Source organism: Plantactinospora sp. KBS50 (genome assembly GCF_002285795.1).
In the GTDB taxonomy this organism is placed as follows: domain Bacteria; phylum Actinomycetota; class Actinomycetes; order Mycobacteriales; family Micromonosporaceae; genus KBS50.
Genome location: NZ_CP022961.1, coordinates 4670263 through 4687078, shown reverse-complemented (window position 1 = coordinate 4687078; position 16816 = coordinate 4670263). Strand labels below are relative to the sequence as shown.

Sequence of the window (16816 nt, the reverse complement as noted above, 5' to 3'; positions counted from 1 at the left end):
TCCCCCGTCCTTGATCGTCTGCCCGACTGTAGCGGCGGCCGTCCCGGCGTCCCGGCCCCGCAGCCCGCGGGAACCGGTCCGCGGGAACCGGACCGCCGGAACCGGACCGCGGAACCGGACCGCGGAACCTGGACCGCGGGAACTGCTAGCCTCGCCGCTCATGACCGAGGGCGTGCCATGAGCGAGGGCGTGTACGTGGGTGACGCGGCGGTGGACGCCCCGGGCGACCGTGGCTGGCTGCTGGGTCATTTCAAGCCCGCGGGCGATCTTCGGCACAGCGACGAGGTCGAGATCAAGTGGGGGATGCACCCGCCCGGCGACCGGCGCGCCGCCTGGGTGCGCGGCGAGGCCCGGCGCGCGCTGCTGATCCTGGTCAGTGGCCGGTTCCGGATGGAGTTCCCGGGCCGGCAGGTGGTGCTGTCCAAGCCGGGACAGTACGTGGTCTGGGGACGCGGGGTGGACCACTCCTGGTACGCCGAACAGGAGTCGGTGGTGCTGACCGTGCGCTGGCCGTCCGTGCCCGGGTACGCGGTCCCGGACGCCACGGCAGCCGGCACCGCGGCGGACCCGGCCGTGGCAGCCGGTCGGGCCGGGGCGGACCCGGCCGCGGCAGCCGGCACCGGGGCGGATCCCGCCGGGCCGGCGCAGGCGCACTAGAGCACGCGGTTCACGGACTCGGTGGCGATCCGGGCGGGCAGTCGCGTCGCGTCGAGATTCGCGCAGAGCACCACCGACGCCCCGGCGGCCAGCGGTGCCAGCAGCCAGAACACCGGGTGGTCGCGCTCGGCCGCATCCATCAGCACCCGGTCGCCGCGGCGCAGGTCGTGCTGCTGTGCCAGGGACGCCGCCAGCGATCCCCACTGCCGGAAGCTGGTGCCGTCCACGCTGGCCGGGTCGCCGTCCCGGCGGCGCGTCGACGGCGCCGGCCCGGGAGGCGTACCGGTCCCGGCGAACCGGTCCAGCGCGGCCAGGAAGTCCCGGTAGCCCGCCGGTGGCTCCCGGCCCGGCGGCAGCGGCGCCAGACCCAGCCGGAACCGGTGCCGGGCCTCGGGGACCTGGTCCAGCCAGTCGGTCAGCCGGTCGTCGGCCACGAACACCGCGTCCAGCGGCTCGTCACCGCCGGCCTCCAGCACCGGGAGCCCGGCGGTACGGGCCGACCGGTACGACACGGCCAGCCCGGCCGCCCAACTGCCCAGCAGCACCACCGCGGTCTGCCAGTGCGGCGGCAGCAGCACCGCGGCCCGGTCACCCGGACCCAGCCCGCAGTCCTGGCGCAGCAGCGCGGTGGCCCGGGCCGCCCGATCACCCAGCGCCACGGCGGACAGCTCGGTCCGTTCCCCCGTGGCATCGTCGTAGAAGGTGAGCAGCGGCTGGTCCGCCCGATCGGGCAGCAGCGCGGCGGCGAGGTCAACGGCGGGCGCGTCCATGCCCGCACACCCTAGTGCGACGTCCGGACCCGGTCGCCGGGCCGCGCCGGGACACAGGCGGAGATCTGGGGTTTATCGGTCGTTACCGGGGAACAATAGGCAGAGTGACGTATTTTTTGCCTATTGACCAGACCGCCCGGCTGGCCGTCGAGGGCTACGCCTGGCTGCCCAACCTGCGGCGGCGGGCGGGTACGGACGCGGTCGGCACCCGGCTGTCGGGCCGGCCGGTGGTCGGCCTGTGCGGTCCGGAGGCCGCCCGGTTCTTCTACGACGAGCGGCACCTGCGCCGGCACGGTGCGCTGCCCGAGATGGTCCGCGGGACCCTCTTCGGCGAGGGCGCCGTGCACACCCTGGACGGCGGGGCGCACCTGCGCCGCAAGGCGATGTTCACCGCCCTGATGACCCCACCGCGGTGGACCGGCTGGCCGGCCGGGTGGCCGACGCGTGGGACGCCACCGTGGCCGGCTGGCCGCGGGGGGCCGAGGTCACCCTCTTCGACGAGGCGGTCGAGGCGATCTGTGCGGGGGTCTGCCGGTGGGCCGGCGTACCGCTGACCGGCCCGGCGAACAGGGCGATGACGGCCGACCTGGTGGCCATGGTCGACGGCTTCGCCACCCTCGGCCCGCGGCACTGGCGGGCGCGCCGCGCCCGCGGCCGGGCCCAGGCCCGACTCGGCGCCCTGGTCGAGTCGGTACGCCGGGGCGACGCCACCGCACCGCCCGGATCCGCGCTGGCGGCCGTCGTCGAGCATCGGGACGTCGACGGCGAGCCGCTGGACCGCGAACTGGCGGCGGTGGAACTGATCAACGTGATCCGGCCGACGGTGGCCGTCGGTTGGTTCGTGACCTTCGCCGCGCACGCCCTGCACCGCTGGCCGCGGCACCGGGCCGCGCTGGCCGACGGCGATCCCGGCTTCGCGACGGCGTTCGGACACGAGGTGCGGCGCTTCTACCCCTTCGCACCGTTCGTCGGCGGGCTCGCGGTGGGCGACCTGACGTTCCGCGGCGTGCCGATCCCGGCCGGCGCGATGGTGCTGCTCGACGTCTACGGCCAGGACCACCATCCGGACCTGTGGCCCGACCCGTACGCGTTCCGGCCGGACCGGTTCGTCGGCCGCGCGATCGGCGAGTTCGACCTGATCCCGCAGGGCGGCGGCGACCCGCGGACCGGCCACCGCTGCCCCGGCGAGGCGATCACCATGGCCGTGCTGACCCTGCTGGCCACCCGGCTGGCCCGGCTCGATCACCGGGTCCCCGACCAGGACCTGCGCATCCCGCTGCACCGGATGCCCACCCGGGTCCGCAGCGGCTTCCGGCTGACCGTCGACGGTTCCGGCCCGATGTCCTGATCCGGCCCGCGTACCCGCGACGGGCGTGGCAGGCTCGGGGCGGGGACCGGACCGCGAGGGGGTGCGATGGCCGACGTTCCGGAGGTCGACTACGCGCTCGACACGTACGAGTGCATCGTGTTCTATCCGGGGCCCGCCGGGCGGGTGCTCAAGCCCGAGACCGCGCGCAAGATCCAGGGTGAGCATGCCGCGTACCTGCAGAAGCTGCACGAACGCGGGGTGATCCTGGTGGCCGGCGCGGTCGACGGCCAGGCCCGCAACCCCGATCCGCCGTGCGGCTTCGGGCTGTGCCGCACCGGATCGGTGTCCGACGTGCGGCTGCTGGTCTCGGCGGACCCGGGCGTGCAGGCCGGGCTGTACCGGGTGGACGTGCTGACCTTCCTCGCCCCGGCCGGTTCGCTGGCGTTTCCGCAGGCGGCCGGCCGGGCGTTTCCCGCCGGCGGTGAGGAGGCCTGACCCTGGGTGTCGGGATGTTGTCCGGACGGGCCGGGCCGGCTCCCCATCGCCGGACGATCGCGAGTACGCTTGCCGGTTGCGGTCGCCGTTGCCCGCACCCGAACAAATCCGGCGTTCGACCGTCGGCCGTCCCCGCGTGGGGCGTCGCCGAAGGTTGGGCGACTGTTCCGGATTCCGACAGGGGTCGACCGGCGGGTCGACCCGGGGGAGAGACTAGCCTCATGGGCGTGACACGCCGCGCGAAGATCGTCTGCACGCTGGGCCCCGCAACCTCGTCACCGGAGCGGATCCGGGGACTGGTCGAGGCGGGTATGGACGTAGCCAGGTTGAACTTCAGCCATGGTAGCCACGAGGACCACGAAAAGGTCTTCCATCTGGTACGGCGTGCCGCCGAAACCACCGGACGGGCGGTGGCGACCCTCGCCGACCTGCAGGGGCCGAAGATCCGGCTGGGCCGCTTCGCCGACGGCCCGCACGAGTGGCGGACCGGCGACTCCGTGGTGATCACCGGTGACGACGTCGTCGGCACCCGGGAGCGGGTCTCCTGCACCTACAGCAAGCTGCCGCGGGAGGTGAAGCCGGGCGACCGGCTGCTGATCGACGACGGCAAGGTGGCGGTCGAGGTCAGCACGGTCACCGGCAACGACATCCGCTGCCTGGTCACCGAGGGCGGCCCGGTGTCCAACAACAAGGGCGTCTCGCTGCCCAACGTCGCGGTGAGCGTGCCGGCGCTGTCGGAGAAGGACGCCGACGACCTGCGGTTCGCGCTGCGGCTCGGCGTCGACCTCGTGGCGCTGTCGTTCGTCCGCTCGGCCGAGGACATCAAGCTGGTGCACGGCATCATGGCGGAGCTGGGGATCCACCGCCCGGTGCTGGCCAAGGTGGAGAAGCCGGAGGCGGTCGACAACCTCGAGGCCATCGTCAGCTCCTTCGACGGCGTCATGGTGGCCCGCGGCGACCTGGGCGTCGAACTGCCGCTGGACCAGGTGCCGCTGGTGCAGAAGCGGGCCGTGCAGCTGTGCCGGGAGAACGCCAAGCCGGTCATCGTGGCGACCCAGATGCTCGACTCCATGATCGAGAACTCCCGGCCCACCCGCGCCGAGGCGTCCGACGTGGCGAACGCCGTCCTGGACGGCGCCGACGCGGTGATGCTGTCCGGCGAGACCAGCGTCGGCAAGTATCCGGTGCTCACCGTGAGCACGATGGCCAAGATCGTCACGACCACCGAGGCCGGTTCGATCGGCGTACCCCGGTTGCAGCACGACCCGCGGACCCACGGCGGCGCCCTCACCTCCGCTGCCTCGTCGATCGCCCGGGCCATCGGCGCCAAGGCGCTGGTGGCGTTCTCGCAGACCGGCGACACCGTGCGCCGGCTGTCCCGACTGCACTGCGACCTGCCGCTGCTGGCCTTCACCCCGGTACCGGAGGTGCGCGACCAGCTCGCCCTCACCTGGGGCGTGGAGACGTTCCTCATGCCGTTCGTCCAGCACACCGACGACATGTTCCGGCAGGTCGACCAGGCGCTGCTGGGCCTGGACCGGGCCAACCCCGGCGACTACGTGGTGATCGTGGCGGGCAGCCCGCCCGGCACCCCCGGATCGACCAACACGCTGCGGGTGCACCAGCTCGGTTCGCTGGTCAACGCCGCGGACGCGCGGGGGCGCCGGTGACCGGCGAGGTCCTCGTCGGCCAGGCGGCCGTGGACCAGCTCCTCGCGGTGCTGGACCTCGACCAGACGGCCGACATGACCTTCCGGGGGATCAGCCCGCCGGTCGGACCACAACGGGTGTACGGCGGCCAGGTCGCCGGTCAGGCCCTGGTGGCGGCCGGCCGCACGGTCGGGCCGGACCGGTTCGTGCACTCGCTGCACGGCTACTTCGTCCGCCCGGGCGACGCGGCCGAACCGATCGACTACCAGGTCGAGGCCGTCCGGGACGGCCGGTCCTTCTCGGTACGCCGGTCCGTGGCCATCCAGCACGACGAGCCGATCTTCTTCATGTCCGCCTCGTTCCAACGTACCGAGGAAGGGCTGGACCACCACGCGCCCAGCCCGCCCGACGTGCCGCAACCGGACGAGGTGCCCACGATGGCCGACCGGCTGGCCCGCTATCCGGAGCGGCTCGGCATCTGGGGGCAGATCCCGCGCCCCATCGACGTGCGGTACGTCGGCGAACCGGGCTGGGTCCGCCCGGGTAGCCGGCCGGCGGACCCGCACCAGCGGGTCTGGATGCGCATCGACGGCAAGCTCCCGGACGACCCGCTGCTGCACGCCTGCGCACTGACCTACGCCTCGGACCTCACGCTGCTGGACTCCGTGCTCTCGGTGCACGGCGAGGTGTGGGGTCCGGGCGGAGTGGTGGGCGCCAGCCTCGACCACGCGGTGTGGTTCCACCGCCCGTTCCGGGCCGACGAGTGGTTCCTGTACGACTGCTGGAGCCCGTCGGCCTCCGGCGGCCGCGGCCTGGCCACCGGCCGGATGTTCACCCGCGACGGCCGGCAGATCGCCAGCGTCGTGCAGGAGGGCCTGCTGCGCCGGGTCGGCGGATAGCCGCCGGTCCTCCGTTCGGTCCCGAGCGGAGGCGGACTAGCCTGACCCTGTGCGACTTTCCGCCCGGGTTGACTATGCACTGCGCGCCGTTGCCGAGTTGGCCGCCGCCGATCGTTCCCCGACGGCCCCCGGTGGCCGCCGACTGGTGACCGCCGAGCAGGTGGCCCGCGCGCAGGGCATCCCGCCCAAGTTCCTGGAGAGCATCCTGCTCCAGTTGCGCCGCGGCGGCGTCGTGCAGGCCCAGCGCGGGCCGGAGGGCGGATACTCGCTGGCCCGGCCCGCCGAGGAGATCTCGCTGGCCGACGTCATCCGGGTGATCGACGGGCCGTTGGCCAACATCCGCGGGCAGCGACCGGAGGATATCGGCTACCAGGGGGCCGCCCGGGCGCTCCAGGAGGTCTGGATCGCGTTGCGCGCCAACGAGCGGCAGATCCTGGAACTCGTCACCATCGCCGACGTGGCGGCCGGCGTACTGCCCCGGCGGGTCACCGAGCTGACCTCCGATCCGGGCGCCTGGGTCTGAGGGGTAGCCCAGACCGCCACGGCCCGAAATTCCGAGCGCGGCCGACCGTTCGGCCGCCGTCCCGCCCACCGGACGGGTCGTTGACGGACGCGTCGCCGTACCGCATTCTCGACTAAATTGGTGGGTGATATCTAAAACGGAGGTGCCGCCCGTGCGGAAGCTTCTGGTCCTCGCCCTGGTGGGCCTCGCCGCCCAACTGGTCGACGGGGCGCTCGGCATGGCCTACGGGGTCACATCCTCGACCCTGCTGCTGGCCGTCGGAGTGGCGCCGGCCGCCGCGTCCGCATCGGTGCACCTCGCCGAGATCGGCACCACCCTCGCCTCCGGCGCCGCACACTGGCGATTCGGCAACGTCGACTGGCGGGTCGTCCGCCGGATCGCCCTGCCCGGAGCCGCCGGCGCGTTCGCCGGAGCCACCGTGCTCAGCTCCATCTCCACCGAGGCCGCCGGGCCGTGGATGGCGGCCATCCTCTTCGGCCTCGGCACCTACCTGCTGGTCCGCTTCGCCCGGCCGCTGCGGGCGCCCCGCACCGACCAACCGCCGCGAGCCCGCTTCCTCGCCCCGCTCGGCCTGCTCGCCGGCTTCATCGACGCCACCGGAGGCGGCGGCTGGGGACCGGTGGCCACCCCCTCGCTGCTGGTCTCCGGCCGGGTCGAACCGCGCAAGGTGATCGGCTCGGTCGACACCAGCGAATTCGTCGTCGCCATGGCCGCCAGCGGCGGCTTCCTGATCGGCCTCGGCACCCAGGGCTTCGTCCTGCCGACCGTGCTCGCCCTGCTCATCGGCGGCCTGCTCGCCGCCCCGGTCGCCGCCTGGCTGGTCCGGATCGTCCCGGCCCAACTGCTCGGCGCCGGAGTCGGCGGCCTGATCGTGCTCACCAACACCCGCAACCTGCTGCGCGGCTTCGACGTCGCGGCCGCACCCCGCGCCATCGGGTACGCCCTCGTCGTGGCCGGCTGGGTGGTCGCGTTCGTGCTGGCCGTGCGCGCGCTGCGGCGTACCCGCCGCGCCGCCCGGCTGCTCGCCGCCGCCGAACCGGCCCAGCTCGAACCCGTCGCGGGCTGACCGCCACCCACGACCGGGACCCGCGGCAGCCGGGTCCCGGTCCACGCCCCCTCGGCGGTCCGGCCCGCGCCTCCCTCGGCCGGTTCGGCTCACGCCCCCTCGGCGGTCCGGCCCGCGCCTCCCTCAGCGGCGCAGGCCGCCGGCGACCCGCTCCGCGACCAGCTCGAACGACCGGACCCGGTCGGCCAGGTCGTACACCATCGTGGTCAGCATCAGCTCGTCGGCGCCGGTCCGCTCGACCAGGTCGGCCAGCTGGCGCCGGACGGTCTCCGGCGAACCCATCGCCTGCCCCTCCCGGCGCTGCGCCACGAACTCCCGCTCCGGCTCGGAGTACGCGTACCCGGCGGCCTCCTCCGGGCTGGCCAACCGCTGCGGCCGGCCGGTCCGCAGCCGCAGGAACGACAGCGCGCTCGGCCCGGCCAACCACTCCGCCCGCTCGTCGGTGTCCGCACAGATCGTGTTCACCGCGACCATCGCGTACGGCCGGTCCAGCCAGCGGGACGGGCGGAACGACTCGCGGTACAGCGCCAGCGCCGGCACCGTGTTCACGGCGCTGAAGTGGTGCGCGAACGAGAACGGCAACCCCATCAGCCCGGCCAGTTGCGCGCTGAACCCGCTCGACCCCAACAGCCACACCGCCGGCATGTCCCCCCGGCCCGGCGTCGCCGTGATCGGCCCCGACCGCTCGCCCGTGAAGTAGTTCAGCAGATCGCCCAGCTCGCGCGGAAAGCCCTCGGCGGACAACCCCTCCACCGTGCGCCGCAGCGCCAGCGCGGTGACCTGGTCCGTGCCCGGCGCCCGGCCGATGCCCAGATCGACCCGGCCCGGGTGCAACGCCTCCAGCGTGCCGAACTGCTCGGCGACCACCAGCGGGGCGTGGTTGGGCAGCATCACCCCGCCGGAACCCACCCGGATGCTGCTGGTCCGCGCCGCGAGGTGGGCGAGCAGCACCGCCGGCGCCGAACTGGCGATGCCGGGCATGTTGTGGTGTTCGGCGACCCAGAACCGGCGGTAGCCGAGCTGCTCGGTGCGCCGGGCCAGTTCGGTGGTGTTGGCCAGGGCGTCCCCCACGGTGCCGTCGGCGGACACCGGGGCCAGATCCAGGACGGACAGCGGTACGTCGATCATGCTTCGAGCAACCCGTCCGCCCGGATGTTTGTTCCGGAGCCGCTCAGCCCTTGGGGCCGACGTGCTGGTCGAGCGCCGTCACCGCGTCCCGGCGCGCCACCGACAGCGAGTTCGGCCGGTTCATCCGCCACGGGATGCCGAGCGCGTCCAGCGAGGTCTGGCACAGCGCCATGATGTCGGTTGACTCGTTGGTGAACATGTAACGCGGATAGACGTACGTTTTCCGTCCCTTGCGCACCGAGTTCGTGACCCGGCACCCGTCCGAGTGGAACAGCCCGCGAAGCAGGTCGCCGTGGTGACGCCCGACGATCGTGTGCTGCCATCCGGCCAGCGCGATCGACCGCTCGTGTTTCTTCCCGGGGCCGTGCTGCGGGAGAAGGCACGGCCAGTGGCTGCTGTAGCTCTGCAGAACGGTGCAGCCCTGCTTGACCACCCGCTGCACGGACCTGGCCAACACCTCGCGGATGGCGGCCTCGCCGACGTCGATGAGCCGGGGCCAGGCCGTGCTGCAGTAGATGCGCAGCACCGGAACCCTTGCCGATGTGACCAGATGGCCATCCCCCAGGTAGAGACCCAGCAGGTAGGCGTACGCCGCGCCGAGACCGGCTCCGACCGGCCGGTGGTCGCAGCGGAAGCACCGGACCGAGCTGTGCATGCGGGCCGGCTCCGGTCGGTCGTTGCACCAGTGCCAGACCGTGGGATATGGCAGACCGAACTGCCGTGCCACCTGCGCTATCGACGAACCGGCCAGAAATTGACTGCGCGCCTGGGCGCGCAACCGCAGATCGTGCATGCCGCAATCATCGAACATGCGTCTGACGGATTTTGGGTGCCGGGAGCGGGACTTGAACCCGCACGCCCTTTCGGGCAGATGCTTTTGAGGCATCCGAGTCTGCCGATTCCTCCATCCCGGCGGCGCCCTCAGCGGTGTGGCTCACTGTACCTGACTAAGCTCATGCGGGAGCATGGTGGTGGCTCTGTGAACAACGGTGGGGGTAGGGATCGTGGTCGAGACGCAGGCGGGGGTGGAGCGCCGCCGGGTGCTCATCGCTGAGGACGAGGCGTTGATCCGACTCGACCTGGCCGAGATGCTGGTCGAGGAGGGCTACGACGTCGTCGGGGAGGCCGCCGACGGCGAGACCGCTGTTCGGCTGGCCGAGGAGCTGAAGCCCGATCTGGTCATCCTCGACATCAAGATGCCGATCATGGACGGGCTGGCCGCCGCCGAGCGGATCGCCGCGTCGCGGATCGCGCCGGTGATCATCCTGACCGCCTTCAGCCAGCGCGATCTAGTGGAACGCGCGCGGGCCGCGGGCGCGATGGCGTACCTGGTCAAGCCGTTCCAGAAGAGCGACCTGGTGCCGGCCATCGAGATCGCGCTGTCCCGGTACGCCGAGGTCTCCACCCTGGAGGCCGAGGTCGCGAGCCTGACCGACCGGCTGGAGGTCCGCAAGATCGTCGAGCGGGCGAAGGGCGCGCTCATGACGGCGTACGGGATGACCGAGCCGCAGGCGTTCAAGTGGATCCAGCGGACCGCGATGGACCACCGGATGACCATGCGGGACGTGGCCGAGCGGATCCTCGCGGAGAACCTCGGCGCCGGCGCGCCCCCCTCCGGCGAGGCCCCGTCGGCCGACTGACCCAGGCCCAGGCCCATGCCCAGGCCGCGGCCCGGCGGCACCGGCCAGGGTCCAGACCGCCCGGCGGTACCGGCCGGGACCGCACCGCCCGGCGGCACCGGCCAGGATTCCGGCTGCGCGGCGGTGCCGGTGGCGATCTTCCGGCGGGTCGGCGCGGGCGCCGCTCGGCGGGTCTGGCGCGGGATCGGCGCCGGCCGATAGTGTGCGGCGATGCGGTTGACGCGGCGGGTCGTCGTGGTTGTCGCCGTCGCGGTGACGCTGGTCGGCTGCGGCCCCGCCGCGCCGCAGGGCCGCGGCACCCCGACCGCTTCGAGGGCTTCGACCGCTTCCGCCACGCCGGCCGGGGCCGGGTGGCAGCGGATCGATCTTCCGGCGCCGCCGGGTGCGGCCGGCCGGATCGTGCTTCGCGACGTGACCGCCTGCGCCGGGCGCTGGTTCCTGACCGGCGCGGTGGCGGGTCCGGACGGTGCCACCCGGCCGGCGGCGTGGACCAGCGCGGACGGGGACGCCTGGACCGCCGTCGCGGTGCGCGCGGATTCCTACTACGGGCGGCAGAACGTGCTGTACTCCGCGGCCTGCCGAAACGGGCAGGTGGCGGCGATCGGCGCCAAGCCGGGCGGCGCGCACGGAAACCCCCGGGTGAGTACCTGGCGGCAGGACGGCGACCGGGCGCTCGTCGAGGTCGAGGCGGCGTTCGAGACGTACGGCGGCCCGGCGGCGGTCAACGTCGCCCGGATGGCCGGCGGTCCGCCGGGCTGGTTGATCGTCGGCAACCGGTCCGGCGGGGCCGCGGCGTGGGTGTCGCGGGACGCCGCCGCGTTCGAGCTCATCGAGGGTGCGCCGGGGCTGGCCAGTGACCGGGGCGGGCTGACCTGGGCCGCCGATGCGGTGGCCACGGGCGAGGGCTGGCTGGTGGTGGGTGGCATCCTGCGGCCCGGAAGGATCGACCGCGATCCGGCGGCCTGGTCGTCGCCGGATGGGCGGGTCTGGCACCGGGCCGAGCCACCGGCAACGGACGAGTACGACGAGTTGCAGCGGGTCGTGGTGGTCGGCGGGACGCCGGTCGCGGTCGGCCCGCGGGGCGCGGTGTTCGGCGCCTGGCGGCTGGATCAGGGCCGCTGGGTGACCGCTGGCGAGTTCGGTCCGGCCGGTGCCGACGGCGTGCCGGCGGTCACCGGGCTGGCCGTGGTGGGGGATCGGATCGTCGCGGTGGTGTCCCGCGGCGGCGGGTTCACGCTGTGGATCTCCGCGGACCGGGGTGGCACGTGGCGGCCGTTGGTCGCACCGCTGGCGATACCGGCCGGATCGGGACGGACGGTCACGGTCGCCGGCGCGGGTGAGCGGCTCTGGCTGCTCGCGGATCAGGGGTCGATGGCCACGATCTGGTCGGCGGATTTCGGGCCGGCGGGATGAGCACGACTTCTGACCTCGATTGTTACAGCGGCAGGAGTCGCCCACACGTGTTCGTAACGGTTTAGCCAGTCGCGCCGGCAACTCTTCCGAAGAGCGATCGAGTGTCGGTACGCTCCGCCATCACAAGTCGTTATGCAGGGGTGTTCCTGCCGGTCGGGCGGACTTGCGGGTCAGGGGTTCGCCACTGCTCCGGCGGTCGCCTCCTGCACTCGAGGGAGGTCAAGAGGCCGTGAGGCGAGAATATGTTCGGGCGCTGGGCGCCGCCGCTTTCGCCGCCGTCATGGTGGCGGCGGCCGGCTGCCAGGAGTCGGGCGGTGGGGACAGCGACGCCGCCGCCTGTGGCGGGAAGATCGCGGTCTTCGGCGCGTTCACCGGCGACAACGCTGGCCTGGTACTGCCGTCGCTGAACGGCGCCAAGCTCGCCGTGAAGCAGCACAACGAGAGCAAGGCCGACTGCCAGGTCACCCTGCAGCAGTTCGACACCCAGGGCGACCCGGCCCAGGCGACTCCGGTGGCCAACCAGGTGGCGGGGGACAACAGCTTCCTCGGTGTGATCGGCGGTCACTTCTCGGGTGAGACGGACGCGACGATGCCGATCTACGAGGCCGCGGGCATGGCCATGATCAGCCCGTCGGCCACCCGGATCGACCTGACGCAGAAGGGCAACAAGGCGTTCCACCGGGTTGTCGGCAACGACGGCACGCAGGCCGCCGCGGTGGCGACGTACCTCAAGGGGCAGAACGCGCAGAAGGCGTTCCTGATCGATGACGGCAGCGCGTACGGCGCCGGCATCACCGCCGAGCTGGGCAAGAACCTCGGTTCCAGCATGGCCGGCAGCGACAAGATCCAGGAGAAGCAGTCGCAGTTCGACGCCACCATCTCCAAGATCAAGGCGGCGGGCGCGGACTTCGTGTTCTACGGCGGCTACACCCGGGAGGCCGCTCCGCTGGTGCGGCAGATGCGTTCGGCCGGGATCACCGCGAAGTTCATCGGTCCGGACGGCCTGTACGACCCGGCCTTCCCGGAGGGTGCGGCCGGCGGCGCCGACGGCGCCATCATCACCTGCCCCTGCCTGCCGCCGGACAAGGCGGGCGGCACGTTCGGCGCCGACTACCAGAAGGAGTACGGCCAGCCGCCGGGCTCGTACGGCGCGGAGGGCTTCGACGCGGCCCAGATCTTCCTGGACGCGTTCGACGCCGGCAAGCAGTCCCGCAAGGACATCCTCGACTTCGTCAACTCCTACGACAAGCAGGGGGTTTCGAAGTACATCAAGTTCGACGCGAACGGTGACGTGGACCCGTCGAAGGTCGTGATCTGGTCCTACCAGGTCACGGGCACCCAGTTCACCCCGCTTGAGGAACTCAAGCTTTCCTGACGGCGGCGTCTAGAGGTGCGGCCGGGGGATGACCCCGGCCGCACTCCACGCGAGGAGCAAGGGTGAATTTCCACGATCTCATCGGCCATCTCGGTCAACACACCGTCGACGGACTGTCCAAGGGCGCCATCTACGCGCTGATTGCGCTCGGCTACACCCTCGTCTACGGCGTGCTGCGCCTGATCAACTTCGCGCACTCCGAGGTCTTCATGGTGGGCACCTTCGCGGTGCTCGGGGTGTGGACCGCGCTCGGGGCCAAGAACAACCCGCCGCTGGGGGTGGCGGTGCTTCTGCTGGTGGTGGGCCTGCTCGCCGCGGCGGCCGCCTCGGGCGGTGTGGCGCTGGCGATCGAGCGGATCGCCTACCGGCCGCTGCGCCGGCGCAACGCGCCCCCACTCATCTTCCTCATCACGGCGATCGGTCTCTCCCTGATCCTGATCGAGGTGTTCGGCCAGTTGCTGCCGGATGTCGCGGGTGGCTTCCTGCCGACCCTGTTCGGTCGGCCCCGGCAGATCGTCGGCATGCCGACGATCATCGGCCAGCACGGTGTCATCACCATCGGCAACACCGTGATCACCAACGTCCAGTTGATCGTGGTGGTGTCGGCGGTGGCCATGATGGCCGCGCTGGACTGGTTCATCAACCACACCCGGTACGGCCGGGGTGTCCGGGCGGTGGCGCAGAACCCGGAGACGGCCGCGCTGATGGGGGTCAACCAGGACCGCGTCATCATGCTGATCTTCGTGCTGGGTGGGATCATGGCCGGCGCCGCGGCGCTGCTGTGGAGCATGCGCTTCGGGTTCACCCAGAACAGCGTCGGCTTCGTGCTCGGGCTCAAGGCGTTCACCGCGGCGGTGCTCGGCGGCATCGGCAACCTGCGGGGTGCCCTGCTCGGCGGGCTGCTGCTCGGCGTGGTGGAGGTCTACGGCGCCACCCTCTTCCAGTCCCGCTGGGAGGATGTGGTGGCGTTCGTGGTGCTCATCGTGGTGCTGATGTTCCGGCCGACCGGTCTGCTCGGTGAGTCTCTCGGGAGGGCAAGGGCGTGATCGACACATTCCACCGGATCAACGCCCGGCGTCTCGCGCTGCTGGCCGCCATCGGCAACCGCGTGCGGGGTCTGCCGGCCTGGCAGCGCTGGCTGGGACTGGCCGCGTTCGTCGTCTTCCTCTACTACCTGCCGCTGCTGGGCATCCCCGGCCTGATCTGGCTGCGGACGGATTCCATCGACGGCGGCAGCAACTGGGCCGGTGTGCTCTTCACCTGCGCGGTCTACGTGCTGGTGGCGATCGGGCTCAACGTGGTGGTCGGCCTGGCTGGCCTGCTCGACCTGGGCTACATCGGATTCTTCGCCATCGGCGCGTACAGCGTGGCGCTGTTCGGCTCGCCGAACTCGCCCGTGGTGCAGGCGATCCAGCACCGGTTCGACCTGCCCGCGACCTGGGCGATCAGCTGGGCGATCTGCATCCCGATCGCGCTGGTCCTGGCGTTGATCTCCGGGGTCCTGCTCGGCTGGCCGACCCTCCGGCTGCGCGGCGACTACCTGGCGATCGTCACCCTCGGCTTCGGCGAGATCATCAGGATCGTCGCCCGGAACCTGGACGGGGTGACCAACGGGCCGCAGGGTATCTCCGCGATTCCCGGCCCGGAGGGCCCGCCGTCGGCCGACAACCAGATCTTCGGCCTGATCGACGTGAAGCCGTGGTACTGGCTGGCCCTCACCGCGGTGCTGATCATGGTGATCGGGGTGCGGCGGTTGGAGCACAGCCGGGTCGGCCGGTCCTGGCTGGCGATCCGGGAGGACGAGGACGCCGCCGCGGTGATGGGCGTGCCCGGGTTCAAGTTCAAGCTGTGGGCGTTCGCCATCGGTGCGGCGCTCGGCGGCCTCTCCGGCTTCCTGTTCGCCAGCCGGTACGCGTTCATCGACCCCACCCAGTTCAACGCGAACCTCTCCATCCTGTTCGTCGCCATGGTCGTCGTCGGCGGCTCCGGCAACATGGTGGGGGTGTCGGTCGGCGCCGTGCTGCTGGCCTACCTTCCGGAGCGGTTCCGCGAGGTGGCCGACTACCGGTGGCTGGTCTTCGGTCTGGCGATGGTGCTGGTGATGATCCTGCGCCCGCAGGGGCTGATCCCGAGCGTCCGGCGTGCCCGGGAACTGCGGGATCGCGCGAAGGAGGCGACTGTCAATGTCTGAGGCGGCCAGCCCGGCGGCGGCGCCGCGGATCCCGACCCAGCCCGAACCGCGTCGCGCGCTGCTGCAGGTCGAGGACGTGACCCTGCGCTTCGGCGGGGTGGTGGCGCTGGACCAGATCGCCTTCGAGATCTACGACGGCGAGATTCTCGGCCTCATCGGCCCGAACGGCGCCGGCAAGACGACCTGCTTCAACGTGATGACCGGCGTCTACCGGCCGACGTCGGGAATCGTCCGGTTCGGCGGGGAGCGGGTCAGCGGGCGCAAGCCACACCAGATCAGCCGGATGGGCATCTCGCGGACCTTCCAGAACATTCGTCTCTTCCCGGAGATGACCGCGCTGGAGAACGTGATGGTGGGTACCGACTCCCGGCACCGCACGAGCGTGCCGGGGGCGCTGTTCCGGCTCTACCGCAAGCGCCCGGATCCGGAGGAACTGCCGCAGGTCACGGCCTCCGGCGGGCCGTTGCGGGCCTGGCAGCAACTGCGCCGGTCCTCGGCCCGGATCTTCGGCCTCTCCCGGTACATCCTGGAGGAGCGGGCGGCCGAGTCCATGGCGATGGAACTGTTGCGCTTCGTCGGGATCGCCGACCGGGCCAACGACCTGGCCCGCAACCTTCCGTACGGGTACCAGCGGCGGCTGGAGATCGCCCGGGCGCTCGGCACCGAGCCGAAGCTGATCTGCCTGGACGAGCCGGCCGCCGGGTTCAACCCGGCCGAGAAGGAGGACCTGCTCGATCTGATCCGCCAGATCCGCGACCGCGGGCACACCGTCCTGCTGATCGAGCACGACATGAAGCTGGTCATGGGCGTCACCGACCGGATCGTGGTGCTGGAGTTCGGCCGGAAGATCGCCGATGGGGCGCCGGACGAGGTCAGCCGGGACCCGAAGGTGATCGCCGCCTACCTTGGGGAGCCCGCCGATGCTGCTTGAGCTGCACAACGTCTCCGTGTGCTACGGCCGGATCGAGGCGCTGCACGGCATCAGCCTCCACGTGGACGAGGGTGAGGTCGTGGCCCTGATCGGGGCCAACGGGGCCGGCAAGACGACCACGATGCGGGCGTTGTCCGGGATCCGTCCGTTGGCCGGTGGGCGGATCGTCTTCGCCGGTGAGGACATCAGCCGGCTGCGCGCCGACCTGCGGGTGGTGCGCGGGCTCTGCCAGTCTCCGGAGGGCCGGCAGATCTTCCCCGGCATGACGGTGCTGGAGAACCTGGACATGGGCGCCTACAGCCGGCGGGACACGGCGGGGATCGCCGCCGACCTCAAGCGGGTGTTCGAACTGTTTCCCCGGCTCGCCGAGCGGCGGCGGCAGCCGGGCGGGACGCTCTCCGGCGGCGAGCAGCAGATGCTGGCGGTGGGCCGGGCGTTGATGAGCCGGCCGAAGCTGCTGCTGCTCGACGAGCCGTCGATGGGGCTGGCCCCGATGGTGATCAAGCAGATCTTCGACATCATCACCGAGATCAACGAGCAGGGCACCACGATCCTGCTCGTCGAGCAGAACGCCCAGCAGGCGCTCGCCCGGGCGCACCGGGGGTACGTGCTGGAGACCGGCCGGATCGTCAAGGAGGGCAGCGGCCGGGAGCTGATGCACGACCCGGCGGTCCGGGAGGCGTACCTCGGCGTTTCCTGACCGGTCGCCGGTCGCGTTTCCGCCCGGCACGCCCACCCGGGGATCGGGCCTGATCCGCCCGGAGTGGGCG

At 72.1% G+C, this 16816-nt stretch carries 18 protein-coding genes and 1 tRNA gene; 15 read left to right on the top strand and 4 right to left on the bottom strand.

The annotated features are described in order from the left end of the window. Nucleotides 1–177: 177 nt before the first annotated feature. A complete protein-coding gene (locus tag CIK06_RS20070) occupies nucleotides 178–657 on the top strand; it encodes a signal peptidase I (protein ID WP_232533748.1) in 480 nt (159 codons plus the stop codon). Here CIK06_RS20070 and CIK06_RS20065 read toward each other — a convergent pair. After that, nucleotides 654–1427, bottom strand: coding sequence for a TIGR03089 family protein (locus tag CIK06_RS20065; protein ID WP_095566124.1), 774 nt, complete (start codon nucleotides 1425–1427; stop codon nucleotides 654–656). The genes CIK06_RS20070 and CIK06_RS20065 overlap by 4 nt on opposite strands. 116 nt (nucleotides 1428–1543) lie before the next feature. Between CIK06_RS20065 and CIK06_RS31485 the strand changes: the two genes are divergently transcribed. The 7 genes from CIK06_RS31485 to CIK06_RS20035 all read left to right on the top strand — a co-directional run bounded on the left by CIK06_RS31485 (nucleotide 1544) and on the right by CIK06_RS20035 (nucleotide 7368). Then, the gene (locus CIK06_RS31485; RefSeq protein ID WP_232533747.1) at nucleotides 1544–1981 is read left to right on the top strand and encodes a hypothetical protein; all 438 of its coding nucleotides are present in this window, start codon (nucleotides 1544–1546) and stop codon (nucleotides 1979–1981) included. Next, on the top strand, nucleotides 1885–2775 hold the full coding sequence (locus tag CIK06_RS20060; protein WP_232533746.1) for a cytochrome P450: 891 nt from the start codon (nucleotides 1885–1887) through the stop codon (nucleotides 2773–2775). Before CIK06_RS31485 ends, CIK06_RS20060 begins: the two co-directional genes overlap by 97 nt. 66 nt (nucleotides 2776–2841) lie before the next feature. Beyond that, on the top strand, nucleotides 2842–3231 hold the full coding sequence (locus tag CIK06_RS20055; protein WP_095566123.1) for a YciI family protein: 390 nt from the start codon (nucleotides 2842–2844) through the stop codon (nucleotides 3229–3231). Between the two features lie 221 nt (nucleotides 3232–3452). Then, the gene (pyk, locus tag CIK06_RS20050; protein WP_095566122.1) at nucleotides 3453–4901 is read left to right on the top strand and encodes a pyruvate kinase; all 1449 of its coding nucleotides are present in this window, start codon (nucleotides 3453–3455) and stop codon (nucleotides 4899–4901) included. Then, nucleotides 4898–5779, top strand: a complete 882-nt coding sequence (locus tag CIK06_RS20045; RefSeq protein ID WP_095566121.1) for an acyl-CoA thioesterase II — start codon at nucleotides 4898–4900, stop codon at nucleotides 5777–5779. Before pyk ends, CIK06_RS20045 begins: the two co-directional genes overlap by 4 nt. A gap of 49 nt (nucleotides 5780–5828) precedes the next feature. Then, entirely contained in the window at nucleotides 5829–6302 is a 474-nt protein-coding gene (locus tag CIK06_RS20040; protein ID WP_095566120.1) for an Rrf2 family transcriptional regulator, read from the top strand. A 151-nt stretch (nucleotides 6303–6453) separates the two neighbouring features. Next, nucleotides 6454–7368 (top strand): sulfite exporter TauE/SafE family protein, encoded by a 915-nt coding sequence (locus CIK06_RS20035; protein ID WP_095566119.1) that lies wholly within the window; start codon nucleotides 6454–6456, stop codon nucleotides 7366–7368. Nucleotides 7369–7491: 123 nt separating this feature from the next. Here CIK06_RS20035 and CIK06_RS20030 read toward each other — a convergent pair whose 3' ends face one another. The 3 genes from CIK06_RS20030 to CIK06_RS20020 all read right to left on the bottom strand — a co-directional run bounded on the left by CIK06_RS20030 (nucleotide 7492) and on the right by CIK06_RS20020 (nucleotide 9410). Continuing rightward, the gene (locus CIK06_RS20030; RefSeq protein ID WP_095566118.1) at nucleotides 7492–8496 is read right to left on the bottom strand and encodes an LLM class flavin-dependent oxidoreductase; all 1005 of its coding nucleotides are present in this window, start codon (nucleotides 8494–8496) and stop codon (nucleotides 7492–7494) included. 43 nt (nucleotides 8497–8539) lie between these two features. Further along, nucleotides 8540–9289, bottom strand: a complete 750-nt coding sequence (locus CIK06_RS20025; protein WP_095566117.1) for a transcriptional regulator — start codon at nucleotides 9287–9289, stop codon at nucleotides 8540–8542. A 37-nt stretch (nucleotides 9290–9326) separates the two neighbouring features. Beyond that, a tRNA-Leu gene (locus CIK06_RS20020) sits at nucleotides 9327–9410 on the bottom strand. Nucleotides 9411–9500: 90 nt separating this feature from the next. On the opposite strand from CIK06_RS20020, the gene CIK06_RS20015 reads away from it, so the two are divergent. From CIK06_RS20015 to CIK06_RS19980, 7 genes are all read left to right on the top strand, one after another. Further along, the gene (locus CIK06_RS20015) at nucleotides 9501–10136 is read left to right on the top strand and encodes an ANTAR domain-containing response regulator (protein ID WP_095566116.1); all 636 of its coding nucleotides are present in this window, start codon (nucleotides 9501–9503) and stop codon (nucleotides 10134–10136) included. A 210-nt stretch (nucleotides 10137–10346) separates the two neighbouring features. Beyond that, nucleotides 10347–11549, top strand: a complete 1203-nt coding sequence (locus CIK06_RS20005) for a hypothetical protein (protein ID WP_095566114.1) — start codon at nucleotides 10347–10349, stop codon at nucleotides 11547–11549. Between the two features lie 229 nt (nucleotides 11550–11778). After that, the gene (locus CIK06_RS20000; protein WP_095566113.1) at nucleotides 11779–12924 is read left to right on the top strand and encodes a branched-chain amino acid ABC transporter substrate-binding protein; all 1146 of its coding nucleotides are present in this window, start codon (nucleotides 11779–11781) and stop codon (nucleotides 12922–12924) included. Nucleotides 12925–12986: 62 nt separating this feature from the next. After that, nucleotides 12987–13970, top strand: coding sequence for a branched-chain amino acid ABC transporter permease (locus CIK06_RS19995; RefSeq protein ID WP_095566112.1), 984 nt, complete (start codon nucleotides 12987–12989; stop codon nucleotides 13968–13970). A gap of 50 nt (nucleotides 13971–14020) precedes the next feature. Continuing rightward, on the top strand, nucleotides 14021–15115 hold the full coding sequence (locus CIK06_RS19990) for a branched-chain amino acid ABC transporter permease (RefSeq protein ID WP_095567974.1): 1095 nt from the start codon (nucleotides 14021–14023) through the stop codon (nucleotides 15113–15115). Beyond that, complete coding sequence (locus CIK06_RS19985; protein WP_095566111.1) at nucleotides 15108–16046, top strand: ABC transporter ATP-binding protein; 939 nt, start codon at nucleotides 15108–15110, stop codon at nucleotides 16044–16046. The genes CIK06_RS19990 and CIK06_RS19985 overlap by 8 nt, the downstream gene beginning before the upstream one ends. Continuing rightward, nucleotides 16036–16746: an ABC transporter ATP-binding protein gene (locus CIK06_RS19980; RefSeq protein ID WP_095566110.1), complete on the top strand. Its 711-nt coding sequence runs from the start codon at nucleotides 16036–16038 to the stop codon at nucleotides 16744–16746. The genes CIK06_RS19985 and CIK06_RS19980 overlap by 11 nt, the downstream gene beginning before the upstream one ends. Nucleotides 16747–16816 lie beyond the last annotated feature (70 nt).

Bases quoted from the DNA above. Each gene is read 5' to 3' on its own strand.
- CIK06_RS20030 (WP_095566118.1), bottom strand. From the start codon at position 8,496: ATGATCGACGTACCGCTGTCCGTCCTGGATCTGGCCCCGGTGTCCGCC.
- CIK06_RS20025 (WP_095566117.1), bottom strand. From the start codon at position 9,289: ATGCACGATCTGCGGTTGCGCGCCCAGGCGCGCAGTCAATTTCTGGCC.
- CIK06_RS19985 (WP_095566111.1), top strand. From the start codon at position 15,108: ATGTCTGAGGCGGCCAGCCCGGCGGCGGCGCCGCGGATCCCGACCCAG.
- pyk (WP_095566122.1), top strand. From the start codon at position 3,453: ATGGGCGTGACACGCCGCGCGAAGATCGTCTGCACGCTGGGCCCCGCA.
- CIK06_RS19980 (WP_095566110.1), top strand. From the start codon at position 16,036: ATGCTGCTTGAGCTGCACAACGTCTCCGTGTGCTACGGCCGGATCGAG.
- CIK06_RS20070 (WP_232533748.1), top strand. From the start codon at position 178: ATGAGCGAGGGCGTGTACGTGGGTGACGCGGCGGTGGACGCCCCGGGC.
- CIK06_RS20065 (WP_095566124.1), bottom strand. From the start codon at position 1,427: ATGGACGCGCCCGCCGTTGACCTCGCCGCCGCGCTGCTGCCCGATCGG.
- CIK06_RS20005 (WP_095566114.1), top strand. From the start codon at position 10,347: ATGCGGTTGACGCGGCGGGTCGTCGTGGTTGTCGCCGTCGCGGTGACG.
- CIK06_RS20055 (WP_095566123.1), top strand. From the start codon at position 2,842: ATGGCCGACGTTCCGGAGGTCGACTACGCGCTCGACACGTACGAGTGC.